This window comes from Clostridium sp. AF32-12BH (genome assembly GCF_003477935.1).
Lineage (GTDB): Bacteria > Bacillota > Clostridia > Lachnospirales > Lachnospiraceae > Brotaphodocola.
Genome location: NZ_QUEH01000013.1, coordinates 45,178 through 69,007 on the forward strand (window position 1 = coordinate 45,178; position 23,830 = coordinate 69,007).

At 50.8% G+C, this 23,830-nt stretch carries 19 protein-coding genes, 2 pseudogenes and 2 riboswitches; of the genes and pseudogenes, 17 read left to right on the top strand and 4 right to left on the bottom strand.

All coding sequences use genetic code 11. The features are described 5' to 3' along the window. The first annotated feature begins 26 nt into the window (after positions 1-26). From DWZ40_RS13290 to DWZ40_RS13335, 10 genes and pseudogenes are all read left to right on the top strand, one after another. Positions 27-407 (top strand): Hpt domain-containing protein, encoded by a 381-nt coding sequence (locus DWZ40_RS13290; protein WP_243035339.1) that lies wholly within the window; start codon positions 27-29, stop codon positions 405-407. Between the two features lie 7 nt (positions 408-414). After that, on the top strand, positions 415-2,388 hold the full coding sequence (locus DWZ40_RS13295) for a diguanylate cyclase (RefSeq protein WP_118543495.1): 1,974 nt from the start codon (positions 415-417) through the stop codon (positions 2,386-2,388). A gap of 79 nt (positions 2,389-2,467) precedes the next feature. After that, positions 2,468-3,979, top strand: a complete 1,512-nt coding sequence (gene yfcC, locus DWZ40_RS13300) for a putative basic amino acid antiporter YfcC (RefSeq protein ID WP_118543496.1) — start codon at positions 2,468-2,470, stop codon at positions 3,977-3,979. Between the two features lie 25 nt (positions 3,980-4,004). Continuing rightward, positions 4,005-5,345 (top strand): MATE family efflux transporter, encoded by a 1,341-nt coding sequence (locus DWZ40_RS13305; RefSeq protein ID WP_118543497.1) that lies wholly within the window; start codon positions 4,005-4,007, stop codon positions 5,343-5,345. A gap of 157 nt (positions 5,346-5,502) precedes the next feature. After that, positions 5,503-5,613: riboswitch (THF riboswitch) on the top strand. Between the two features lie 136 nt (positions 5,614-5,749). Further along, the gene (locus DWZ40_RS13310; protein WP_118543498.1) at positions 5,750-6,325 is read left to right on the top strand and encodes a folate family ECF transporter S component; all 576 of its coding nucleotides are present in this window, start codon (positions 5,750-5,752) and stop codon (positions 6,323-6,325) included. 199 nt (positions 6,326-6,524) lie between these two features. Beyond that, positions 6,525-7,318, top strand: a pseudogene (locus DWZ40_RS13315) (2-hydroxyacyl-CoA dehydratase family protein). Between the two features lie 101 nt (positions 7,319-7,419). Further along, on the top strand, positions 7,420-8,529 hold the full coding sequence (locus tag DWZ40_RS13320; protein ID WP_347560088.1) for an ABC transporter permease: 1,110 nt from the start codon (positions 7,420-7,422) through the stop codon (positions 8,527-8,529). Next, positions 8,522-9,295, top strand: a complete 774-nt coding sequence (locus DWZ40_RS13325; protein ID WP_118543499.1) for an ABC transporter ATP-binding protein — start codon at positions 8,522-8,524, stop codon at positions 9,293-9,295. The genes DWZ40_RS13320 and DWZ40_RS13325 overlap by 8 nt, the downstream gene beginning before the upstream one ends. Positions 9,296-9,324: 29 nt before the next feature. After that, positions 9,325-10,542, top strand: coding sequence for an ABC transporter substrate-binding protein (locus DWZ40_RS13330; RefSeq protein ID WP_118543500.1), 1,218 nt, complete (start codon positions 9,325-9,327; stop codon positions 10,540-10,542). Further along, positions 10,524-10,721: a hypothetical protein gene (locus tag DWZ40_RS13335; RefSeq protein ID WP_118543501.1), complete on the top strand. Its 198-nt coding sequence runs from the start codon at positions 10,524-10,526 to the stop codon at positions 10,719-10,721. The genes DWZ40_RS13330 and DWZ40_RS13335 overlap by 19 nt, the downstream gene beginning before the upstream one ends. Positions 10,722-10,805: 84 nt before the next feature. On the opposite strand, the gene sdaAA is transcribed toward DWZ40_RS13335, so the two are convergent. The 3 genes and pseudogenes from sdaAA to DWZ40_RS13350 all read right to left on the bottom strand — a co-directional run bounded on the left by sdaAA (position 10,806) and on the right by DWZ40_RS13350 (position 13,573). Then, entirely contained in the window at positions 10,806-11,675 is an 870-nt protein-coding gene (gene sdaAA / locus DWZ40_RS13340; RefSeq protein ID WP_118543502.1) for an L-serine ammonia-lyase, iron-sulfur-dependent, subunit alpha, read from the bottom strand. A 21-nt stretch (positions 11,676-11,696) separates the two neighbouring features. Beyond that, positions 11,697-12,365 carry an L-serine ammonia-lyase, iron-sulfur-dependent subunit beta gene (gene sdaAB / locus DWZ40_RS13345; RefSeq protein WP_118543503.1) on the bottom strand — a complete coding sequence of 223 codons (669 nt, stop codon included), beginning with the start codon at positions 12,363-12,365 and terminating at the stop codon, positions 11,697-11,699. Position 12,366: 1 nt separating this feature from the next. Beyond that, positions 12,367-13,573, bottom strand: a pseudogene (locus tag DWZ40_RS13350) (dicarboxylate/amino acid:cation symporter). 311 nt (positions 13,574-13,884) lie between these two features. Between DWZ40_RS13350 and DWZ40_RS13355 the strand changes: the two are divergent. The 7 genes from DWZ40_RS13355 (at position 13,885) to xdhC (ending at position 22,329) form a co-directional block, all read left to right on the top strand. Then, entirely contained in the window at positions 13,885-14,772 is an 888-nt protein-coding gene (locus DWZ40_RS13355) for a LysR family transcriptional regulator (protein WP_118543504.1), read from the top strand. A gap of 75 nt (positions 14,773-14,847) precedes the next feature. Beyond that, positions 14,848-16,143 carry a potassium transporter TrkG gene (locus DWZ40_RS13360; RefSeq protein WP_118543505.1) on the top strand — a complete coding sequence of 432 codons (1,296 nt, stop codon included), beginning with the start codon at positions 14,848-14,850 and terminating at the stop codon, positions 16,141-16,143. A gap of 130 nt (positions 16,144-16,273) precedes the next feature. Continuing rightward, on the top strand, positions 16,274-16,954 hold the full coding sequence (locus DWZ40_RS13365) for a TrkA family potassium uptake protein (protein ID WP_118543506.1): 681 nt from the start codon (positions 16,274-16,276) through the stop codon (positions 16,952-16,954). 109 nt (positions 16,955-17,063) lie between these two features. Next, positions 17,064-17,160, top strand: a riboswitch (purine riboswitch). 139 nt (positions 17,161-17,299) lie between these two features. After that, positions 17,300-18,583 (top strand): amidohydrolase family protein, encoded by a 1,284-nt coding sequence (locus tag DWZ40_RS13370; RefSeq protein ID WP_118543507.1) that lies wholly within the window; start codon positions 17,300-17,302, stop codon positions 18,581-18,583. Between the two features lie 58 nt (positions 18,584-18,641). Next, positions 18,642-20,927: a xanthine dehydrogenase subunit XdhA gene (gene xdhA / locus DWZ40_RS13375; RefSeq protein ID WP_118543508.1), complete on the top strand. Its 2,286-nt coding sequence runs from the start codon at positions 18,642-18,644 to the stop codon at positions 20,925-20,927. Positions 20,928-20,942: 15 nt separating this feature from the next. Next, positions 20,943-21,830 (top strand): xanthine dehydrogenase subunit XdhB, encoded by an 888-nt coding sequence (gene xdhB, locus DWZ40_RS13380; RefSeq protein WP_118543509.1) that lies wholly within the window; start codon positions 20,943-20,945, stop codon positions 21,828-21,830. Then, positions 21,823-22,329, top strand: a complete 507-nt coding sequence (gene xdhC, locus DWZ40_RS13385) for a xanthine dehydrogenase subunit XdhC (protein ID WP_118543510.1) — start codon at positions 21,823-21,825, stop codon at positions 22,327-22,329. The genes xdhB and xdhC overlap by 8 nt, the downstream gene beginning before the upstream one ends. A gap of 83 nt (positions 22,330-22,412) precedes the next feature. On the opposite strand, the gene DWZ40_RS13390 is transcribed toward xdhC, so the two are convergent. Continuing rightward, positions 22,413-23,738 (bottom strand): MATE family efflux transporter, encoded by a 1,326-nt coding sequence (locus DWZ40_RS13390; protein WP_118543511.1) that lies wholly within the window; start codon positions 23,736-23,738, stop codon positions 22,413-22,415. Positions 23,739-23,830: the final 92 nt, after the last annotated feature.

Genomic DNA, 23,830 nt, shown 5'->3' on the forward strand with positions numbered 1-23,830 from the left:
ACCATTACGATGGATAGAAAACAGAAATGAAAGAATTAGGGGAAAAACAAATGACAACGAAAGAATGTTATGAAAAAATTGGATCTAATTACGACAGTGTGCTGAGCAGATTCGGCAACGAGGCGCTGGTAAAGCGCTTTGCCTTGAAGTTTTTAAAGGATCCGAGCTATGCAGATTTAAAAGAAGCCCTGGAGGCGCGTGACGCAGAGCGTGCATTCCGTGCAGCACATACCTTAAAGGGCGTTTGCTTAAATCTTGGATTTGACCGTCTCTACGAGACCAGCGCAGCTCTGACAGAAGACCTGAGAGGAAGAGACATCAACGGCGGTGACCGGTTATTTCCGGAACTGACCGAGCGTTACGAGCAGTTAACAGAAGCAATTCGGGAGCTGGAAGCGGAGGCTTAACCCATATATGAATTCATACGATAAACTGACGAGACAGCAGGCAGAGGAGCAGATGGAACTCTACCGGCAGGTGTTTACAGCCGTGCGCCTTCTGGATGCTGCTGATCTTCGTCTGACTGGAGCGAAAAAAACAAAAGAAGACCAGACGGGTGGGTTGAACCATTGCTACTGTTATGATTACTGGAAGAAAAGCCAGCCCTGTGAAAACTGCATTTCCAGGAAGGTTTATCAGGATGGGATTCAGAGGACGAAGCTGGAGTACAGAGGAAATGATCTCTTTGAGGTAACTGCCCGTTATGTGGAGGTAGACGGGACTCCTTATATCATGGAGCTGGTGCGTGCGATGGACGGCACCTGCCTGATCGATGCTGAGGGCAGGGAAAAGCTTCTCATCAAGCTGACAAGCTATCACGATGAGCTTTACATTGATGCCCTGACCGGTGCCTACAACCGGCGTTACTACGAGGATAAGATCAAAACCTCAGCCCAGAAGGGCGGCGTAGCCATGATCGACCTGGATGACTTTAAGCTCTACAACGATACCTGGGGACATGACGCAGGCGATGCCGTGCTGAGAACCCTGGTCCAGATGCTTCGGAACTGTGTGCGGGATGAAGATTCCATCATCCGTTACGGAGGCGATGAATTCCTTCTTCTGATGCCGGATATCAGCCAGGCACAGTTTGAGGAAAGCCTGCGCAGGGTCAAGGAAAAGGTCTGCGATGCCGATGTGCCAGGCTATACGAACCTGCGCCTTTCTGTGAGCATTGGCGGAGTACTGAGTGATGGGAGCAAAACGGTGGAGGATGCTGCGATCTGTGCCGATAAGCTTATGTATCAGGCTAAAAACCGGAAAAATACGGTTGTGACGGAAGGAACAAAGCAGGAGGTACAGCATTCAGGGGACAATACTGAGGATCAGGAGAATATCAAGCAGCAGATCCTCATTGTAGATGATTCCGGGCTGAACCGCGAGATCCTTTCTGAAATGCTTCACTCAGATTTCCGCATTCTGGAGGCAGAAAACGGAAAAGAGTGCATTGCCCAGTTAGAGCAGTACGGAACCGGAATCGCCCTGGTCCTGTTAGATATTGTCATGCCGGTCATGAATGGCTTTGAGGTGCTGGAATACATGACCAGAAACCACTGGATCGAGGAGGTCCCTGTCATTATGATCTCCAGTGAAAATTCAGAGCCATACATCCGCAAGGCCTACGAGCTTGGCGTTTCTGATTATATCAGCCGTCCATTTGATGCCAAGGTGGTATTTCAGCGCGTATTCAATACCATTAAGCTGTATGCGAAGCAGCACCGCCTGATCAAACTGGTGACAAGCCAGATCTACGAAAAAGAAAAGAACAACCGGATCATGGTCGGGATTTTAAGCCAGATCATGGAATTCCGAAATGGAGAGAGCGGTCGCCATGTGTTCCATATCAATCGTCTGACAGACCTTTTGCTGGAGCGGCTGACGCAAAAGACAAACCAGTACCATCTTTCCAGACCAGACCGGGAACTGATTGCAACCGCATCTGCCCTTCATGATATCGGGAAGATCGGGATCGATGAACAAATTCTGAATAAACCGGGCAGACTGACCAAGGCAGAGTTTGAGATCATGAAGACCCATACCGTGATCGGTGCTTCGATGCTGAAACATCTGACTGCCTACCAGAACGAGCCGATCGTAAAGATCGCTTACCAGATCTGCAGGTGGCACCATGAGCGCTACGATGGAAAGGGATATCCGGACGGCTTAAAGGGAGAAGAAATCCCGATCGCAGCCCAGGTGGTTTCCATTGTAGATGTTTACGATGCCCTGGTGAGTCCGCGTGTATACAAGAAAGCGTTCCCGCATGAGCAGGCCATGAGCATGATCATGAATGGGGAGTGCGGTACGTTTAATCCGCTCCTTCTGGAATGCCTGATCGAGATCCAGGACCGGATCCAGGCATATGATCATGAGCCGCAGAATCATTAGTTTACTTTTATAGGTCTGTATGGTATAATTTTTCGTTGCGACACGTCAATTTATTTTTGAGAATGAAGAGGAACTACAAATGGAAAAGAAAAAGAAGTTTCAGATGCCGCATACGTACATCATTATCTTTGGTGTAATTCTGTTTGCAGCAATCCTGACCATGTTTATCCCACTGGGTAAATATGAAACAAAAGAAATCACCTACACCATGAACGGCGAAGAAAAGACCAGAACCGTTCTGGATCCGGACAGCTTTGAGTATGTCCTGGATGAAAACGGAAACAAGGTAACGAAGGTTGCCCCGCTTTTCGGTACGGAGGATTTCGGTGGCCAGGGTATTTTAAACTATGTATTTGAGGGTCTTACAACCGGTAACAAAAACGGTACTGCAGTCGGAATCATCGCCTTTATCCTGGTGGTGGGCGGTTCCTTTGGTATCGTGTTACGAACCGGTGCCGTGGAGAGCGGTATCATGCGGGTCATCAGCATGACAAACGGTAAGGAAATCCTTTTGGTACCGATCCTGATCGTCCTGTTTTCCCTGGGCGGTGCCGTGTTCGGCATGGGTGAGGAAGCCATCCCGTTCGTTATGATCCTGGTGCCGATGTTCATCGCGATGGGTTACGATGCAGTAGTCGGCATCATGTGCAGCTACGTGGCAACCCAGATTGGTTTCGGTACCTCGTGGCAGAACCCGTTCGGCCTGGCTGTGGCACAGGGTATCGCAGGCATCCCGGTTATGTCCGGTGCATGGTTCCGTATCCCGTTATGGATCATCTTTACCGGTCTGACCTGTGTGTTTACCCTTCGTTACGCAGCAAAGATCAAAAAGAACCCGAAGCTTTCTGTTGCTTACGAGTCTGACGAAGAGTACCGTGAGGACTTCGCAAAGAATGGTAAAGCAGACCTGCCGTTTACGCTGGGCCATAAGCTGGTGCTCTTAACCATCGCAGCCTGCATGGTATGGACCATCTGGGGCGTAGTAACCCAGGGCTACTACATTCCGGAGATCGCATCCCAGTTCTTTGTAATGGGTCTTGTTTCCGGTATCATCGGACTGATCTTCCACTTAAATGATATGCACTTAAACGATATCCCGCGTGCATTTGACCGTGGTGCGGCTGACCTTCTGGGCGCTGCCATGTGTGTAGGTATGGCACAGGGTATCATCATCATCCTGGGCGGTACCAGCGCAACCGATGGAACCGTTCTGAATACCATTCTTTATACCATCAGCAACGGCATGAAGAATTTCCCGCCAGTTATCTCTGCCTGGCTGATGTACGTATTCCAGTCCGTATTCAACTTCTTCGTTGTATCCGGTTCCGGACAGGCAGCCCTGACCATGCCGATTATGGCACCGCTTGCTGATCTGGTAGGAGTTGAGCGTCAGGTTGCAGTGCTTGCTTACCAGCTGGGTGATGCATTTACCAACTTCATTGTTCCGACCAGCGGATGCCTTCTCGGTGCACTGGCTGCAGCAAAATTGGAGTGGGGACAGTGGGCGAAGTTCCAGATCAAGTTCCAGGCATTCTTGTTTGTATGCGCATCCATTGCAGTGATCATCGCAATTGTAATCGGATTGTCATAACTGGAAAAGGCAGGAGTAATTTGTCATGACAAATGATATGACGCGGGGAAACCCCGTTCGCCTGATTCTGGCATTCATGATTCCGACTTATCTCGGAAACATTTTCCAGCAGTTTTATAACCTGGTGGATTCGGTGATCGCCGGCCGCTATATCGGCGTCCATGCCCTGGCAGCCATTGGCAGCACCACGTCGCTGATCTTTCTGGTGACCGGGTGGCTTCAGGGAATCACCAGTGGTTTTGCCATCATGGTGGCGCAGACCTTTGGTGCGAGGGATTACAGACAGATGCGTCATTATGTCGCAATGTCTGTGTATCTCTGTGCAGCTTTCGTGGTCGCCATGACTGCAGGTCTGGTATTTTTAAATGTACCGATCCTGCGGCTGATGAATACCCCGGATGAGATCATCGGTCAGACGGCTGCTTACATGGGGATCATTTACGCAGGACTTTGTGTAACCGCTGCCTACAATGCGTTTGCGGCGGTGCTCCGTGCGTTGGGAGATGGTCGATCTCCGCTGTATTTTCTGATCATTTCTGCAGTGATCAACGCAGTGCTGGATGTCCTCTTTATCGTGAAGTTTCACATGGGTGTAGAGGGCTGTGCCTACGCAACGGTCATTGCGCAGGGAATTTCCGCGTTACTGTGCCTGATCTACATCATCCTGAAGTTTGATATTCTGAAACTTCAAAAAGAGGATTTTGCGTTCGATCTGCCAATGATCAAAAGACTGCTCTCGATCGGTGTGCCAATGGGACTGCAGTTTTCCATTACCGCGATCGGAACCATCATTGTGCAGAGCGCGATCAATGTCTTTGGTGCAGATTATATCGCTGGTTACGCGGCAGCAGGAAAGCTGCAGAACATGGTCAATACCATCTTCATTGCGTTTGGGGCAACGATTGCGACCTATGTAGGACAGAACCGGGGTGCAGGACGGATGGACCGTGTGCGCCAGGGTGTGAAAGACACCCAGATCATGATTCTGATCGCAGCGCTTGTTTCCTTTCTGATCATCCATTTCCTGGCTGGAAAGCTGACGCTGATCTTTGTAGACAGCTCACAGACTGTGGTGATCGATGCTGCAAACCAGTACTTTCAAACAGTATCCTGGTGTTATCCGTTCCTTGGAAGTATTTTCCTGTACCGGAATGCACTTCAGGGAATGGGATATGGTCTTGTGCCTATGCTGGGCGGTGTCTTTGAATTGATGGCCAGAGGCGGCGTTGTGATGCTGGTGCTCCATCTGGGAGGCGGATTTGTAAGCACCTGCCTGTCAGATCCGGCCGCATGGATTTCCGCGCTGATTCCGCTGATTCCATATTATATTTATAAAATGAAAAAATTTACTGCGCTTCAGGCGTAAAAAATCCCGCTGCCGTTCATGCATGTGTCCGGCAGCGGGATTTTTTCTAAATAAAAATTTGCTTTACAGGAATCCAAAACTGTGCTATAGTAGCACACAAAATCAGAGGACATGCCACTGGCGTCTCTGATATGCAATCCAATCAAAATCAAAGAAAAGCAGAGTAGGTCTGTGTGCGTCAAGTGCCAGCCGGACAGGGAGTTGCCGGCAGGACGAAGGAAACGGCTTTCGAACGTCTTCCGCGGTACGCAGCCCGCATCCCGCTGCGAAGAGGATAGATACGGTTATCTCCTTTGTAGTCGAGAAATCGTTCCTGTTTATGGACAGGTTTTTGGAATGGAGTATTCCATTCCTGCCATGTCTGTGTGAACGGGAACAGGATTCTGCAAAGGAGGTAATTTTTTATGAAAAAGTTTACGGCATTATTCAAAGATTCCATGGAAGAACTCAAGTATGTCAACACGGTCACCATTATGGCGATGTTTGCTGCGATTTCCGTGGTGCTCGGTTATTTCACCCTGGTTCTGGGGGATTACTTAAAAATCGGATTCTCCACGATCGCAAACCAGTTTGTGTATTATCTGTTTGGCCCTGTGGTGGGCGCAGCGTTCGGAGGAGCGCTCGACATCTTGAAATACATCATCCGTCCAACCGGTGCGTATTTCCCGGGCTTTACCTTCAGTGCCATGGTGGGCGGCGTGCTTTACGGATGTTTTCTGTATAAGCATCCGATCCGGTTCGTGCGTGTGCTTGCTGCGGAGCTGACGGTATCGATCATCTGCAATATGCTGCTTGGAACGCTGTGGCTCAGCATGTTGTATGGAAAAGCATTTATGGCACTTCTTCCAATGCGGGTATTTAAAAACCTGATCATGTGGCCAGTCAATTCCATGCTGTTTTACACCATTGGGAAGACACTGGAGGCGTCGGGAGTATTCCGCCTGTTAAGGAATGCAGGCAGAAGCAAAGCGGTACTGTAATAACCGAATATCGTAACGGACAAGGGCGAAAGCTCCTGCGTCTGCATGGATGGCGGCGCGGGACTTTCGCTATTTTTTTGTCTGATTTATTTAAAATTTAAATAAGTAATACCAATATATTGATAGATACAATTTCTCATTCCGGGAAATTTATGTTACATTTTATTGAGAATAAATGAGAAAACAGGGGTAAAAAGGTATGGGGTATCATCTTCCAGAGCAGTTTCAGGAGTTTGGGGAGGCCAGACGAGCCGGATTTCTGCGGGTAAAAGAATTAAAAGAGAGCGGAAACCATTCCGGTTGCGGAAACAAGGCTTCCGAAAAACTTATGTCCGCTGATCAAGTCCAGTTACGGGTTCGCGTTGTCTGATAAATGCCCGTACACCTATTTTTCAGACCTGATCGTAGGAGAGACGACCTGCGATGGAAAAAAGAAGATGTATGAGTTGTTAAATGAGAAGCGCCCGACTTACGTGCTTCATCTTCCACAGGGCCATGACGGAGATCCGCTGACAGCCTGGACAAAAGAACTGCACCGCTTTCTTGCATATCTGGAGGAAAACTTCGGGATCACCATTACGGAAGAAGCGCTGCGGGAAGCTGCACGTGTGAGAAATGAAGAACGCCGGGAGCTTCTGAAGCTGATGGAACTTCAGAAGCAGACTCCGCCGCCTATGAGTGGTCTGCTTTGAAAATTGCAGCGGCATCAAGGCGGCATTTCAGATGGTAGATACGGAAGCGGAAGATATTGTGGAGGCCATCGCTGCCCGGTATTTAGAAATCGGCTGTTCGGTGATGACTCCGAACACAAAACGGATCGGGCTGATCGAACGGCTGATCCGGGAATACCAGATCGACGGGATCGTGGAGATTGATCTGCAGGCCTGCACGCCGTACACGGTGGAAGCTTATACGATCCGGCAGCTTGCAAAGGAAAAGCATGTGCCGTATCTGGCGATTGAAACAGATTATTCCCAGAATGACAGCGGCTAGCTGGCAACGCGTATTGAGGCGTTTCTGGAACTATTATAGTGAGGAGGACTGTGTGCGCATGCATGAACAGTCGTGTTACAAAAGTTGCAGGGTGGAAAAACATGGAGAAGAAAAAGAATGTAATTTTGTCAGGCTGCAGAACGGAAGAAGATAATTTTTCCAGACAGGAACAGAGGAAAATGGCAGCCTTGACCCGTCAGGAACTAAAAGATCTGGAAGCGAAAGAAAAAACAGAGCTGGAAAAGGCGTTTGATATCCTGATCCAGTGTCTGCCCAATGTTTGCGGACTGCTTGCAATCCTGGAATATCTGCTGATCCCGGACAACAGCACCAACCGGAATCCGAACACCTATCTTGGATTTCTGGTGCTGCTGATCCTGGTTTACGATATCTGTGGAATCGCTGCAGCATGGAAGCGCAGATCAGGCGATAAAAAAATGTCTGAGCGGTTCCGGTACCGGGCACCGCTCTGGTCGGCTTTATTTCTTTTATTTACCGGATATGATTATCTGACGTTGAAAACCGGGATCCTGACTCAGCCGTTTGTTCCCTGTATCAACTTTATCCTGAATGCTGCGTGGATCGACCGGGCCATGATCCTGGACTGCACGGTGCATACCCTGGGACTTTTGTTCCTGGGATATTTTTCCGGTGTAGCGCTTGGGCTTGTAACCGGAATTGTCTGCGGGTATTCCCGGAAAGCCCGCTACTGGATCGATCCGGTGATTAAATTTTTGGGACCGATCCCAACCTCAACGTGGATCCCGATCATGATGGTCATTGCCTCCTCGTTGTTTGGCGGGGCGGTGTTCATCATCGCGCTGGGATCGTGGTTTGCGGTAACGGTTGCGACCATGAACGGCATAGCCAATGTAGACCGCGATTATTTTGACGCGGCGAGGACGCTTGGGGCAAGCGAGCGCAGGCTGATCTTTGGCGTGGCGATCCCGCATGCCATGCCATCGATTCTTTCGGGCTGTACCCAGGCTATGAGCAGCTCCTGCACCGCGATCATGATCGCTGAAATGCTGGGCGTAAAGTCAGGACTTGGCTGGTATATGAACTGGAGCAAGTCCTGGGCCAGCTACGATAAGATGTTTGCAGCGTTGTTTGTGATCTGCTTCATCTTTACCGTAGTCACCAAGGTATTAGACCGGATCAAACGCCATGTGCTCAGATGGCAGAATGGAGCGGAAAAGAATTATGGATGATCGCAGCAACGTTGTGCTGAAGCTGAATGGAGTATCCAAAAGCTTCGCAAAGGTAGAACAGGATGAAGTAACCCATGCGCTGGATCATGTAGATCTGGAGATGGAAAGCGGGGAGTTTATCAGTCTGGTAGGACCATCCGGGTGCGGAAAATCAACGGTGCTGCGTCTGGTGGCGGGACTGATCCGGCCGACGCTCGGAACCGTAACCGTGAATGGAAACGAGGTAGACGGACCATCCCCGCAGCGGGGCATGGTGTTTCAGAAGCCGACGCTGTTTCCGTGGCTCACCGTAGAGAAAAACATTGCATTCCCATTGAAAGCACAGGGGAAATTGAAAGAAAATAAGGATCAGGTGGAACACATGCTGGATGTGATCGGCCTGCGGCATTTCCGCAATGATTACCCGGGACAGCTTTCCGGAGGCATGGCGCAGCGCGTGGCGCTGGTGCGGACGCTCATCAGCCAGCCGCAGATTTTGCTTCTGGATGAACCATTGGGCGCGCTGGATGCGTTCACCCGCATGAACATGCAGGATGAGATTTTGTCTATGTGGCGGGAAAAGAGGCAGCTTGCATTGATGGTAACCCACGATGTGGATGAGGCGATTTACATGGGAACCCGTGTCATTGTCATGGATGCAAACCCGGGACGGATCATCGCGGATATCAGGATCGAAGAAGATTTCCCGCGAAACCGTTCTTCGCAAGGCTTTATTGCGTACCGGAACATGATTTTAAACCGGCTTCATTTTGCCGGTGAGAAATAGATCATTTTTTTACTAAAGGAGAAGGTATTATGAAAACAAACAGATCACTTGCATTATTTTTGTCCCTTTCCATGGGACTGTCTCTGACTGCATGCGGAGGGGCAAAGCAGGCTGAGGAGACGAAGGCAACGGAGAAAGAGCAGCTTGCCGGAGATTTGAACAACGACGGACAGATCGAGATGGGCCAGGACGGTGTTGCGGTTGAGGTCAATGTGTCGGATGTTCATATGAATGCGGCAGATGCATTTGCAGCCGGAAAATGGGAAGCTCTGTTTACCCCGGTAGATATGGAAGACCGCGCGATCGACATGGCAGACTTTGACCTGACTCCGACTGAGGAAGAGAAAAAAGCCATGGAGAGCGAACCGGCATATGGTGAGCCGGTCCTGTATTACATGTCTGACGGATGTACCTCCGGCCCGACCGTGGCGGATGACCTCGGTTACTATGCAGAGGCAGGACTGACCGCAGAAGGCTTCAAAGGCAATTCCTACATTGAGGCACTGGGAACCCGCCAGGCAACCGTAGCAGTCGGCCATATCGCTACCATGATCGTTCCGATCACCAACAATGTGGATCTTACCTTCGTTGGCGGCGCACATATCGGCTGCAAATCGCTTTACGCACTGGCAGACAGCCCGTACAATACAACCGAAGATTTAAAGGGAACCCAGATTTCCGTACCGAACGGAATCGGTGCTTCTGACTATAACATCACTTCGATCCTGTTGGATGCAGATGGCATGGATCCGCTGAGCGATGTGACCCTGACCCAGGTTTCTTCCGATGCCTGCGTGGCAGCTATGGAGCGCGGTGAGATTTCTGCAGCCCTGTTAAGTGATACATTTGCGTATGCCATGATGAAAGAGGGCAAGTTAAAATGCATCCGTTCCCTGCAGGATGAGGATTTCGCAGGAGACGCCTGCTGTGTGATTGCTATGAACCGCACGTTTGTACAGGAGAATCCGACCATCGCAAAGAAAATCACCCAGGCAGTCCAGAAAGCACATTCCTGGATGCGTGAAAATCCGGACGAGGCAACCAAACTGCTTCTTGACCGTGGCTGGAACGGCGGCGATTTTGACATGAACGTTATGATCAACAATGCCCTGCAGTTTGGTCTTTCGGATGAGTGCACCGGTGCATCTTTGAAGAAAATCATTGAGAAGTATGTCCGTCTTGGTCTGATCACTTCCACCGATGATGTGGAGGAAATCTACGGACTGGCATGGACCCCGGTTCTGTAGGTTTATCCGGGAAAACAAGAAGGATTGAAACAGGCACAGTCTGTCTGACAGGAGGACTGTGCGGAATCCCGTATCTGACGCAGGCACTTTCCAAAACGCTTGGAGCAGAGGTACGCACCCAGGAAGACGGGCGTTATGCCGGAGCGGTCGGGGCAGCGCTGAAGGCTGCGGCTATATAACAATTTCATTGAAAAAACGATAGATCGTGAAAGTTGCCGAAGGCAACTTTCACGGTCCTATTACGTTAACGATATTGTTTATTTTTAGCTGCACATATGGCATGCCGCGCATGCGGACGGTGCCGTCGCGCATCCGCCCATGGCAGTTTCGCGCAGTTCTGCCGGAAGGCGTTTGCCTACGGTGTACATGGTTTCTAACATTTCATCGAACGGGATGAGCTGGGAGAGTCCTGCCAGGGACATCTCGGCTGCGATCAGGGCGTTTGCCACACCGGCTGCGTTGCGGTTCTGGCACGGGTATTCGACCAGACCGCCGACCGGGTCACAGACAAGTCCTAACATGTTCATCAGCACGATAGTAGCTGCATCGAGACACTGCTTCGGACTACCGCCGAACAGTTCCACAGCAGCAGAAGCAGCCATGGCGGATGCAACGCCGACCTCGGCCTGACAGCCGCCGACTGCTCCGGCTACGGTTGCGTTGCGCATCGCCAGATAACCGATCGCACCGGCATTGAACAGTGCTTTGACCAGATCTTCATCGGAAAAATGGTGGCATTCCTGGAGCGATAACAGCATGCCAGGAACCACTCCGGCGGAGCCTGCGGTTGGAGCAGCTACGATCAGACCCATGGAAGCGTTGGTCTCCAGAACGGCTACCGCGTAGGTGATGGCTTTTTCCAGCACTTCCCCCAGAATATTTTGTCCGGAAGCCTGGTGTGCGGCAAGCTTTCCTGCTTCGCCGCCGATAAGGCCGCCCATGGAGCGCACCGGTGTCTTGATCGGGGTGCGGGCAGATTCTTTCATGATTTCCAGGGCGCGGTCCATACGGCTTCGCGCCTCTTCTTCTGGCATCTCGCCTTCGGTTATTTCCCGGTTCAGCATGATCCTGGAAATCGGAAGGTTCTGTTTCTGACATAATTCTAAAAGTTCTTTTGCGTTTTTAAAATCCATGATCTTGTCACTCTCCCTTCCTTAAATCTGTACGATCATCACATCGTGTACGTTTGCATTTTCTTTTAAGCTTTCTGCTACATCTTCCGGAAGTGTTCCGTCGGATTCTACGATGGTGTAGGCAGTGTGCCCCTTTGCTTCACGGAACAGGCGCATGAAAGCAATGTTGACACCGCGGTCGCTTAAGACTTTGGTGATGTGGGCAACTACTCCTGGTTTATCCTGCTGGACAACAATGACAGCGCTGTATTCGCCGGTAAAGTCTACCGAAACACCGTTGATGCGGACAATGCGCACCTTGCCGCCGCCAAGAGACTCTCCGCGGATTGTCATGGTCTGTCCGTTTTTGTTTGTCATGGAGATGTCCACAGTGTTCGGATGGATCTCGGCTTCCGTCTCATTCGGGGTGAAGGTGTAGGCCAGACCACTTTCCTGCGCAATCTCAAACGAATTGCGGATGCGCATATCGTCGGTGGAAAAGCCCATGATGCCGCCGAGGAGCGCACGGTCGGTTCCATGTCCGTGATAGGTCTTGGCGAAGGAGCCGTACAGGGTGAAATCAGCCCGGATGACGTTTCCACCGATCATTTTCTGGGCGAGGAAACCGATGCGGGCAGCGCCTGCCGTGTGAGAACTGGAGGGACCGATCATGTTCGGTCCAAGTACATCGAAAACACTGATAAATGACATGTTAAGCCTCCTGAGTTTCTTTTATGATAAATTTGCGATAAATTGTATCTACAATTACGCCGATGGCATTGTCACCGGAAACATTGCAGGCAGTTCCGAAGGAATCCTGTGTGATGTAAAGCGCAACCATGATCGCGCAGATCGGGCCGTTCGGGTCTCCGGCTGTGGTGCCGAATACCATGTAGAGGAACGGCAGTGCGGTCATGATGGAGCCGCCCGGTGCACCCGGGGAAGCAACCATGGCAACGCCCAGGGTCATGATGAACGGAACAACGGTAGCAAGGCTGATCGGCAGCTGGTTCATCAGGCAGACTGCGGTAGCGCAGGCTGTGATGGTGATCATGGAACCGGCCATATGGATGTTTGCGCAAAGCGGAACGACAAAGTTACGGATCTGCTCGCAGACGCCATCGTTGGCTGCGCACTGTAAGTTAACCGGAATGGTCGCTGCGGAAGACTGGGTTCCCAGTGCAGTTGCATAACCCGGAAACTGGTTTTTAATCAGGGTCAGCGGGTTCTTCTTGCTGATGGTTCCTGCAATGATAAACTGGATGGTAATGCAGATCAAATGCATGGCAATGACAACCAGGAATACCTTCCAGAGGATGCCGAGGATTGCAAAGGTTTTTCCGGAAATGGTCATATCCGTGAAGGTACCGCAGATGTAGAGCGGCAGCAGCGGGATGATGACATTGTGAAGGACTTTATCAATAATAGAAGAAAAATCCTTGATCGCATTGTAAAGGGTATCTCCGATCTCCTTGCCGCGCATGGAAGACAGGCAGAGTCCTAAAACAAAGGCAAGCACAACTGCGGACAGAGTGTCCATGACTGGCTGGATGGTGATGGTAAAGTACGGAGACAGGGATACTTCTGCGGTAGCAGCGATCTGGTCTAATGCATCTGCGCTCATAAAGCTCGGGAACAGGTTTTCTGCAACCAGGAAGGATGCGGAGCCTGCGATCAGGGTAGAGCTGTATGCAAGGGCAACGGTGATCAGAAGCAGTTTTCCGGCGCCCTGTGACAGGTCTGCGATACCCATGGTTACATAAGCCAGGATCATGAGCGGGATGATAAATTTTAAGAAGTTACTGAAAAAGCCAGACAGTGTTACGACCAGGCGGCAGAAACTGTCCGAATAAGATACCGATGATGATTGCCAGGATCAGCTTCGGTACCAGCCCCATTTTAAATTTCTTTTTTTCCATTTGTAAATTCCCTCCAAAAACAAAAATGTGAATCGTTTGGAAATCTGCTGTTTGTGGCTGTCTGCGTGCTGGGCAGACAACTGTGCTTGGTGCAGATTTCAGAAAAATGGCGATTGACGTCTTCGCAGGGGCATTATATCATGGTAATATGAATGAATCAAATTCATAGTTTTCATAATGATATTGAAAATTTTTCAATTATAGATTGTGAAAGAAGCTGCAAAATAATGTGCTTTTCGCAACGATTATACTGCAAAAATGCAGAGAGTTCGTGAAATTTTTGATAAAACAAAAGAAAAGAGGTGTGAAGTATGGAATTGCGTCAGTTTCAGACCTTTGTGCAGGCGGCGCAGCTGCAGAGCTTTTCCAGGGCTGCGCAGCAGCTTGGCTATTCTCAGTCGGCAGTGACGGTCCAGATCCGCCTGCTGGAGAAGGAGCTGGGGACCAGGCTCTTTGACCGGATGGGAAAGCAGGTGATCCTGACTGCACAGGGAAGAAAATTTCTGGAGCATGCGAACCGGGTGTTGTACGAGGTGAGCCGTACCCGGCTTTCCATGCATGAAGATGAAGAATTAAAGAATCCACTGCATATCGGGACGATCGAGTCCATCTGCACGGCTAAATTTCCGGCAATCGTCAGTCAGTTCCGGAAACTGCATCCGCAGGTGCGATTCCAGATCACCGTTGGGACTCCGGAGGAACTGATCCGCATGATGGAGCAGGATCTTCTGGATATGATCTACATTCTGGACGCACCCAGGTGGAATGAAAACTGGGTGAAGGCCATGGAGCAGGCAGAGCCGGTTGTGTTTGTGGCATCGCCGGGATTTTTAGAGAGTCATGGACTTTTGGGAAGAAAAAATCTGGATGATGTTTTGCAGGAACCGTTTTTCCTGACCGAGAAAAATGCCAACTACCGCCAGGCGCTGGATCAGCACTTAGCGGGCTGCCACCGCGCACTGTCCCCGGTTTTGGAGATCAGTGACACGGCATTTATCATTCAGATGCTGGAACAGGGACACGGGCTTTCGTTTCTTCCGCTGTTTGCCGTGCAGCAGCAGATCCGGGACGGAAAGCTGGCCGTGATTGAGGTAGAGCAGGTAGAAATTTCCATGTACCGGCAGATCTTTTATCACAAAAATAAATTTAAAACCCGGGAAATGGAGGCGTTTATTGCGTTTGCATCGGAAGAACTGTGATAAATTTTGCCCACGGTTTCGATAGAGTATGATATAATGCCTAAGAAAACGCGCGGAAGTGAGGTGAGTAAAATCATGAATTTTCTAAAAAAGCAGTCCCCGGTGCGGATCATCTCCATGGGCTTTGCCCTGGTGATCCTGATCGGCTCTATCCTGTTAAGTCTACCCTGCAGCATTCAGGATGGGGTTACGGTGCGTTACATTGACGCACTTTATATGTCAACGAGTGCGGTTTGTGTGACCGGACTTCTGACCGTGGATGCGGGAGATACATTTACGCCGTTGGGACAGTTCTTTCTTGGACTTTTGATCCAGATCGGCGGACTGGGGGTTACCGCTGTGGGAACCGGTGTGATCCTGGCGATGGGAAAGAAAATCAATTTAAAGGCCAGAAACCTGATCCGGGAGGCTTCGAACCTGGATTCCGGAAAAGGTGTGGTCCGGTTTGTGCGGATGGTGCTGTTTACGACAGTGACCTTTGAGCTGATTGGGGCGGCTCTAAGCTTTCTGGTGTTTTCCAGAAGCTATTCCCCGCTTCATGCAGCAGGGATCAGCCTGTTTCATTCGGTGGCGGCGTTTAACAACTCCGGCTTTGACATTCTGGGAAACATGCAGAACCTGATCCCATATCAGGATGACGTATTTTTAAACCTGGTGACCTGTGCGCTGATCATATTTGGCGGAATCGGCTTTTTGGTGATCCGCGAGGTGATCGACAAGCGGTTCCGCTGGAAAAAGTTTTCCATGCATACCAAGGTGGTCTTAAGTATGAGCCTGTTTTTGACTGTAGCAGGAACGGTGCTTTTGAAGCTGACTGAGGACATCACCTGGATGGGCGCGTTCTTCACGAGTGTTTCTGCAAGAACGGCCGGCTTTTCAACGTTTCCGCTGGGCTCATTTTCGAATGCCGGACTGCTGACGGTGATTGTGCTGATGGTGATCGGTGCATCTCCGGGATCCACGGGAGGCGGAATCAAGACAACCACAGCGTTTGTGCTGTTTCAGGGCATAAAATCCTCAGCAACCAACACATCAGAGAAGGCGTTCCGCTATGCGGTTCCGGCCGATGCGTTCCGCAAGGCAGCAGTCATTACGCTGCTGGCGCTTGGCATTGTGCTGACTGGAACCTATATCCTGGTGATTCTGGAGCCGGGGGTCCCATTTATGGATGCGCTGTTTGAAATCAGCAGTGCGTTTGGAACGGCAGGACTTTCTACCGGAATCTCGCCGGGACTTTGTGACGCGGCAAAAATCTTAACGATCCTGATCATGTTTATCGGAAGACTGGGACCGCTGACGATCGCATCGTTATGGTATTTTACGAAGGGCGAGCGGGTCAGCTATCCGGAAGGAAATATCGCGATCGGATAACCAGAGCGGAATTTGGCGATGTTGGGCAAACGGGTTATTGATTCTGCTGTCCTGATGTTGTGGAATGGAAATATGGAAGGACAGGTGGCACGAAACGGTGCGCCTGTCAGAAGAAAGGGTGCAAGAAGCTATGTTTAAAAAGAAGAGTAATGGGAAAAACACTTATGGCATCATTGGTCTTGGCCGGTTTGGACATGCGCTGGCGCTGGAGCTGGCAGCAGCCGGGGCAGACCTGGTCGTGCTGGACCGCGAAGAAGAAAAGGTGCGGGAGCTGCGGGAGCATACAGAGAATGCGTATGTCGTTCATGCGCTGGACAAAAAGACACTTTCGGAAACCGGGATCCAGAACTGCGATGTGGCAGTAGTGTGTATCGGTGAGCAGCTGGATATTTCCATTCTGACTACGCTGAATCTGGTCAGTCTTGGCGTGCCGACCGTCATTTCCAAGGCAGCCAGTGCGGAGCACGGTGAGATCCTGGAGAAGATTGGAGCTCAGGTGGTGTATCCGGAGCGCGATATGGCAGTGCGTCTGGCGCACCGGCTGGAGGCAGTCCGCATGCTGGACTTCATCCAGTTAAGTGAAAAATTAAACATCTCCAAGATGATCATGCCGGAGCGGATCGTAGGAAAAACCGTTCTGGAGGCGAATCTGCGCGGACGCTTTGGGGTCAACATTATTGCGGTGGAAAGCGAAGGCAGGCTGATCGAGACCATCACGCCGGATTATGCATTCAAGAAGGGCGATATCGCATACATTTCCGGAAGCAAGGATGGACTGAATAAGCTGAGCGACTGGAATGGAAAGGCGTAAATGAGTTGGCGTGAACAGTAATTAAATGGTGGGGCTGATAGCAGATTGACTTTATATACAGGATATGTTAAGGTTGTACTGTAATACATACAAAACAGATCATAACAATTTCATAAACGGGTAACGTGATTGTATATCCTGGAGATGGGTCCAGAGTCTCTACCAACTACCGTAAAGAGTTGACTACATAGTTACATGAACCGGCGAAGCCGGTGCGTCCATGCGGCTGTGTATTGCTTTTGAAGATCGATGAGAGTTCCGCGTGAGCGGAGCTCTTTTTGTGTTTAAAAAACTGCTCCGTGGAGATGTGCACTCGGCGAAGCGGCAAGAGGGAGGAAGAATGCTATGAATGGAAAACGAATATTCGCCCTGAAAGGAAATCTCATTTACACAAAAGAGATCGGCACGATGGAGATTGCCATGCAGCATTATCTGGTCTGCGAAGACGGAAAGGTTGAGGGAATCTACGCAGCTCTCCCGGAAAAATTCCGGGAAATACCAGTAGAGGACTTTGGTGAAAGGCTGATCATCCCCGGTCTTACCGATCTGCATGTCCATGCACCCCAGTACTCCTTTCGGGGAATGAGCATGGATCTGGAACTTTTGGAATGGCTGGAGACGAACACCTTCCCGGAGGAGAGCAAGTACCAGGATCTGGAATATGCAGAGAAATCCTACCGCATTTTTACAGACCATATAAGGCGCAGTGCCACTACAAGAGTCTGCGCATTTGCCACGATCCACAACGAGGCAACCCTGCTTCTGATGGATCAGCTCGAGGAGGCCGGGATTGCAGCTATGGTGGGCAAGGTGAATATGGACCGCAATAGTCCGGATTACCTGCGTGAAGCATCTGCAAAGGAAGCGGCTGAGGCGACAAAGACGTGGCTTCGGGCGGTGGCAGAGCGGCATTACCGCCATGTGCAGCCGATTCTGACTCCCCGTTTTATTCCAAGCTGCAGTGATGAACTGATGGAACTTTTACATGGCATCCAGAAAGAGAGCGGACTTCCGGTGCAGTCTCATTTGTCTGAGAACCAGGAAGAAATTGCCTGGGTACAGAGACTTTGCCCATGGTCAAAGTTTTATGGGGATGCCTACGAACATTTTGGCATGTTTGGCGGAGCGTGCCGCACGATCATGGCGCATTGTGTTTACTCTGGTGAAGAAGAAATTCAGCGGATGAAGGCAAATGGTGTGTTTATTGTACATTGTCCGGAGTCGAATACCAACCTTTCTTCCGGGATCGCGCCGGTACGCCGCTATCTGGAGGAGCAGATTCCGGTGGGACTTGGCAGCGATGTGGCGGGAGGCAGTACGGAAAATATGTTTGTGGCCATGCGCCATGCGATTCAGGAGAGTAAGCTGCGCTGGCGCCTGACCGACCAGACGTTAAAGCCACTGACGCTGGAGGAAGTATTTTATCTGGCGACGAAGGGAGGCGGTTCCTTCTTTGGTCAGGTGGGAAGCTTTGAACCGGGGTATGAATTGGATGCGGTAGTGCTGGACGATGCAAGACTTGAACATCCGCAGCCGCTCAGTATCCGGCAGCGTCTGGAACGGATCGTTTATCTGGGGGATGAACGGGAGGTTTTATCCAAATACGCTGCCGGTCAGCGGATTTTGTAAAAAACACAATCAATACCTGTAAGGGAATTGGATGTATCAGTATTGGAGGAGAGAAGAAATGTATGTTGGTAAGAAGGTAACTCGTGTCGATGCCCGCGACAAGGCAATGGGCAGAACCCGTTATACCGATGACCTGTGCGATAAGAGCGCATACGTCATCCGGATCTTACATTCCACGATCGCGAATGGACGGGTTGTTTCGATCGATACTTCTGAAGCAAAAAAGATTCCGGGAGTAGTAAGGATCTTTACCTGTTTCGATGGAAAGGAAAAGCATTATTTTCCAACAGCGGGGCATCCGTGGTCTACCGACCCGTCCCATCAGGACGTGGCAGACCGGCTGGTTATGACCGAGCGTGTCCGTTTCTACGGGGATGATATTGGCGTTGTGGTGGCAGAGGATGAAGTGGCAGCAGCCCAGGCGCTGCGTGCCATCCGGGTAGAATATGAGGAGTATCCGTTTGTTCTGGATGTGCAGGATGCCATGAAAGAGGGGGCTCCGCAGATTCACGAAAATTTCCCGGGCAATGTCTTAAAGCACACATCCATCCGCAAGGGAAACTACGAGGAGGCGATCAAAGAGCCGGGGCTGATCAAGGTGGAGGGCTGGTACAGTACTCCGACCGTGCAGCACTGCCATATTGAGAACTTTATCTGTACAGCCGAGATGGAAGGTGACCGTATTAAGATGGTCAGCTCTACCCAGATCCCGCACATTGTACGCCGTGTGGTAGGGCAGGCACTCGGAATCGACTGGGGGCGTATCCAGATCATCAAACCGTACATCGGCGGAGGCTTCGGAAACAAGCAGGATGTTCTGTATGAACCGCTTTGTGCCTGGGTCTGCATGCAGATCGGCGGTCATCTGGTAAAGCTGGATGTCCCACGGGAAGAAACCTTTGTTTCCAACCGTGTGCGCCATGCCATCCGCAGCCACATCGTGTCCTGGGTACGCCCGGACGGCACATTTGCGGCAAGAAAGCTGGAGGCATTTTCCGATCAGGGTGCCTATGCGTCCCACGGACACAGCATCTGCGCAAAGGGTGTGGGGGCATTCCCGCAGCTTTATCCGTGCGACAATATTGAAGCAGACGGCTACACGGTATTTACCAACAAACCGGCGGCCGGAGCCATGCGTGGATACGGCATTCCACAGGCGATGTGGGCAGTTGAGTGCCATACCGATGAGGTGGCGAAAAAAGTTGGCATGAATCCGGTCGCGTTCCGCAGAAAGAACCTGATGCCGGTTGGATTCAAAGATGAATTTTCCAAAAATGAGCTGTATACCGATACCTTTAACCAGTGCATGGATAAGGGCATGAAGGAAATGGATTACGAGCGCAAATACAAAGAATACCAGAACCAGACCGGCGATATCCGCCGTGGGATCGGAATGTCGGTATTCTGGTATAACACGGCAGTATGGCCGATCTCCTTAGAGACCTCTTCCTGCCGTATGGTATTGAACCAGGATGGTTCCTTACAGGTTCAGCTGGGAGAGACCGAGATCGGTCAGGGCGCGGATACCGCCTATACCCAGATGGCAGCCGATGTGGTTGGCGTCCGTCTGGACCAGGTGCATGTAGTTTCCTGTCAGGATACCGATGTGACCCCGTTTGGCACCGGCGCTTACGCGTCCCGTCAGACTTACACAGCCGGGTTCTCCATCCGTCAGACCGGGCTTTTGCTGAAAGAACGGCTTCTGAACTATGCCCAGGAACTGACCCGCATGCCTCCGTATAATTTAGACATTGTGGAGGGCAATATCATCCGTGTGACGGATGGACGTGTGCTGATGAGCGTAGGGGAGCTGGCAACTGAGGCGCTCTACAGCGTGACACACAGCCAGCATATCACGGCAGAGAGTACCGCGCAGATCAAGTCCAATGCCTATTCCTTTGGCTGCTGCTTTGCAGAGGTTGAGGTGGACATCCCGATGTGCAAGGTAAAACTGCTTGACATTGTAAACGTCCATGATGTGGGAACGCTGATCAACCCGGCTCTTGCAGAGGCACAGGTACATGGCGGCATGAGCATGGGCATTGGCTTTGGCATGTCGGAAAAACTGATGTTTGACCCGAAGACCGGCCGTGCCCTGAACAACAATCTGTTAGACTATAAGCTGTCTACGTTCATGGATCATCCAAGACTTCGTGCTTATTTTGTGGAGAATCCGGAGCCGACCAGTGCATTCGGAACCAAGTCTTTGGGTGAGCCGCCGACCTGCCCGGTTGCTCCGGCCATCCGCAATGCGGTATATCAGGCAACCGGAGTGGCCGTCAATGACGCACCGGTTAACCCACATATTTTATTCAAACGTTTTAAAGAAGAAGGATTGTTTTAACGGGGAGGTTACAGTATGTATGATTTAAAGGCGCTTTACGAAGCGGAGAGTGTAGAGCACGCAGTAGCGCTCCTGGTGGAACATCCGGAAGCGCAGATCATTGCCGGAGGCAGTGATGTGCTGGTGCAGATGCGTGAAGGAAAACGCGCAGGAAAGGAACTGGTCAGCATTTACAGAATCGATGCCATGCGTGGCGTATCCTTTGAGGAGGATGGTGCCATCCGCATTGGTTCCCTTACCAGCTTTTCCCATATTACGAAGGATCCGATCATTCAGAAATATATCAATGTACTCGGCGAGGCCGTAGACATGGTGGGCGGACCGCAGATCCGCAACATCGGTACCATCGGAGGAAATACCTGCAACGGCGTGACCTCGGCAGATTCTGCCTCAACGCTTCATGCATGGGATGCCATTGTGGAGATCACCGGACCGGATGGGGTACGCCGGATCCCAATCCACGATTTTTACATCAGAGCCGGAGTGGTAGATTTAAGACCGGGCGAGCTGCAGACCGCGATCATCATTCCGAAGGAAGCCTATGAGGGATATTTCGGACATTACATCAAATATGCCATGCGCAATGCCATGGATATCGCAACCACAGGATGTTCGGTCAATGTAAAACTTTCTGAAGATAAGAAAACGATTCTGGATGCCCGGATCGCCTATGGCGTGGCGGGACCTGTGCCGATGCGTGCACCTTCTGCAGAGGCACTGATCCGCGGAAAACAGATCAGCAAAGCGGTCATCAAGGAATTTGCCCAGGCGGTTCTTCTGGACATCAATCCGCGCGACAGCTGGCGTGCAGCAAAGGATTTTCGTGAACACATTGCAGCGGTACTTGCACAGCGTGCTCTGTGCGAGTCTATCCGTCTGGCTGGAGGTGAGGGAAATGAGTAAACAGTATAAGCTTCTTTCCTGCACGATCAATGGAAAGAAAGTAGAGCAGATGATCGATGTCCGCGCATCCTTAACCGATGTGCTCAGAAATGATTTTCGTCTGACCAGCGTCAAAAAAGGCTGTGAGGTGGGCGAGTGCGGAGCCTGCAATGTCCTGATCGATGGAGAGTGTTTTAATTCCTGCATTTACCTGGCTGTGTGGGCAGAGGGAAAAGAAATCCTGACGTTAGAAGGCCTGGCAGGCCCGAATGGGGAACTGTCTGACATCCAGCAGGCTTTTATCGATGAATCAGCGATCCAGTGTGGTTTTTGTACACCGGGATTTATTATGAGTGCAACGGAGATCTTGCAGTCTGGAAAAGAGTATTCCGATGATGAAATCCGAAAGCTTATGTCCGGACACCTTTGCCGGTGCACGGGATATGAGAATATCTTCCGGGCCGTGAAGAAGACGATGCTGCGAAGATTAGGAAAGAATGCGGAAGCAGATGCAGTGTAGCGAACGAGGGGCGAAAGTTCCCACAGCCGCCAGGCCTGGCGGCTGTGGGAACTTTCGCCCCTTTGATTTACTGTGTTAAATTGTTACTTCCGATTCCACGGTCCGCGTTTATAGAACCATACGGACATGCACATGGCGACGGTCCATCCGATTGGCCATGCACACCAGATTCCGATAGATCCAAAGACTTTTGCAAGTCCAATGGCAAGTGCCACACGCAGGATCAGGTCGGTGAAGGTAGCAATCATGAAGTTTCTCATGAGTCCGGCACCTCTTAAGATTCCATCGGCTACCAGCTTTGCGGAGACTACAAAGTAGAACGGAGAGAGGATCCGCAAGAACTGGATTCCGGTGTCGATGGCCGGGCCGGTGGAGTTATCCATGAAGAGGAATACCAGGTAACGTCCGGCGAAGAAGTAAGCGAGGAACAGCGGCAGACAGAGAATCCATACCAGCTTTAAACCGGCGCGGAAGCCTTCTTTGACACGCTCCATTTTCTGTGCACCGATGTTCTGTGCGGTGTAGTTTGAGATACCGTTTCCAAGTGTCGTAAAGGATGTGATGACCAGATTGTTTAACTTTACCGATGCGGAGTAACCGGCAATGACGCTGGCACCAAAGCTGTTGATGACACTCTGGATGATGATGTTTCCGACTGAAATGAAGCTCTGCTGCAGGATACTCGGAATGGCGATGACAGAGATCTTGCCGAGCAGCCGCCAGGAGAAGATGGCGGCACGGCGTTCGGTCTTGACACCAGCCAGTCTGCGTAAAACAACCAGGATTGCGAGGATGCAGCTGACACCCTGGCACAGGAAGGTTGCCCATGCAACACCGGCTACGCCCATCTTGAAAGCAGTGACAAACAGGATGTCCACTGCGATGTTGGAGGTTGAGGATGCGGCCAGGAAAATGAATGGGGTTTTGGAGTCGCCCAGTGCGGAGAAGATTCCGGTTGCAATATTATAAAAGAACAAAAACGGCAGTCCTAAAATATAGATATTTAAGTAGAGCATGGAGTCATCGAGGATTTCTGCCGGGGTGTTGATCAGCTCCAGGAGTGAGCGGCAGAGTGCCAGTCCGCCTGCCATCAGTACCGCGCAGAGTACTGCACCTGCGATCAGTGTGGTGTAAACGGCGGTCTTCATTTCACTGTATTGTTTGGCACCGAAGAGCTGGGATACGATGACGGAGCATCCAATGTTGCATCCGAATGCGAATGCAATGAAGATCAATGTGATCTCGTAGCTGTTTCCGACGGCAGCCAGTGCGTTTTCGCCGACGAATTTTCCGGCGACCAGGCTGTCGGCAATGTTATAAAGCTGCTGGAAGATGATGCTTCCAAACAGGGGCAGACAGAACTGCCACAATACTTTCTGGGGTTCTCCCACGGTCAAATCCTTATTCATGGGGTTTGTACCTTCCTTCCCTTTTTATGCTGATGTTTGTTTCAGTCAAAAACATGGTAATTCGTTTTTGGTCTGGATTTCGCATGATGCCT

Coding starts and splice junctions, on each gene's coding strand:
- DWZ40_RS13290 (WP_243035339.1), top strand. CDS start 27: ATGAAAGAATTAGGGGAAAAACAAATGACAACGAAAGAATGTTATGAA.
- DWZ40_RS13295 (WP_118543495.1), top strand. CDS start 415: ATGAATTCATACGATAAACTGACGAGACAGCAGGCAGAGGAGCAGATG.
- yfcC (WP_118543496.1), top strand. CDS start 2,468: ATGGAAAAGAAAAAGAAGTTTCAGATGCCGCATACGTACATCATTATC.
- DWZ40_RS13305 (WP_118543497.1), top strand. CDS start 4,005: ATGACAAATGATATGACGCGGGGAAACCCCGTTCGCCTGATTCTGGCA.
- DWZ40_RS13310 (WP_118543498.1), top strand. CDS start 5,750: ATGAAAAAGTTTACGGCATTATTCAAAGATTCCATGGAAGAACTCAAG.
- DWZ40_RS13320 (WP_347560088.1), top strand. CDS start 7,420: ATGGAGAAGAAAAAGAATGTAATTTTGTCAGGCTGCAGAACGGAAGAA.
- DWZ40_RS13325 (WP_118543499.1), top strand. CDS start 8,522: ATGGATGATCGCAGCAACGTTGTGCTGAAGCTGAATGGAGTATCCAAA.
- DWZ40_RS13330 (WP_118543500.1), top strand. CDS start 9,325: ATGAAAACAAACAGATCACTTGCATTATTTTTGTCCCTTTCCATGGGA.
- DWZ40_RS13335 (WP_118543501.1), top strand. CDS start 10,524: ATGGACCCCGGTTCTGTAGGTTTATCCGGGAAAACAAGAAGGATTGAA.
- sdaAA (WP_118543502.1), bottom strand. CDS start 11,675: ATGGATTTTAAAAACGCAAAAGAACTTTTAGAATTATGTCAGAAACAG.
- sdaAB (WP_118543503.1), bottom strand. CDS start 12,365: ATGTCATTTATCAGTGTTTTCGATGTACTTGGACCGAACATGATCGGT.
- DWZ40_RS13355 (WP_118543504.1), top strand. CDS start 13,885: ATGGAATTGCGTCAGTTTCAGACCTTTGTGCAGGCGGCGCAGCTGCAG.
- DWZ40_RS13360 (WP_118543505.1), top strand. CDS start 14,848: ATGAATTTTCTAAAAAAGCAGTCCCCGGTGCGGATCATCTCCATGGGC.
- DWZ40_RS13365 (WP_118543506.1), top strand. CDS start 16,274: ATGTTTAAAAAGAAGAGTAATGGGAAAAACACTTATGGCATCATTGGT.
- DWZ40_RS13370 (WP_118543507.1), top strand. CDS start 17,300: ATGAATGGAAAACGAATATTCGCCCTGAAAGGAAATCTCATTTACACA.
- xdhA (WP_118543508.1), top strand. CDS start 18,642: ATGTATGTTGGTAAGAAGGTAACTCGTGTCGATGCCCGCGACAAGGCA.
- xdhB (WP_118543509.1), top strand. CDS start 20,943: ATGTATGATTTAAAGGCGCTTTACGAAGCGGAGAGTGTAGAGCACGCA.
- xdhC (WP_118543510.1), top strand. CDS start 21,823: ATGAGTAAACAGTATAAGCTTCTTTCCTGCACGATCAATGGAAAGAAA.
- DWZ40_RS13390 (WP_118543511.1), bottom strand. CDS start 23,738: ATGAATAAGGATTTGACCGTGGGAGAACCCCAGAAAGTATTGTGGCAG.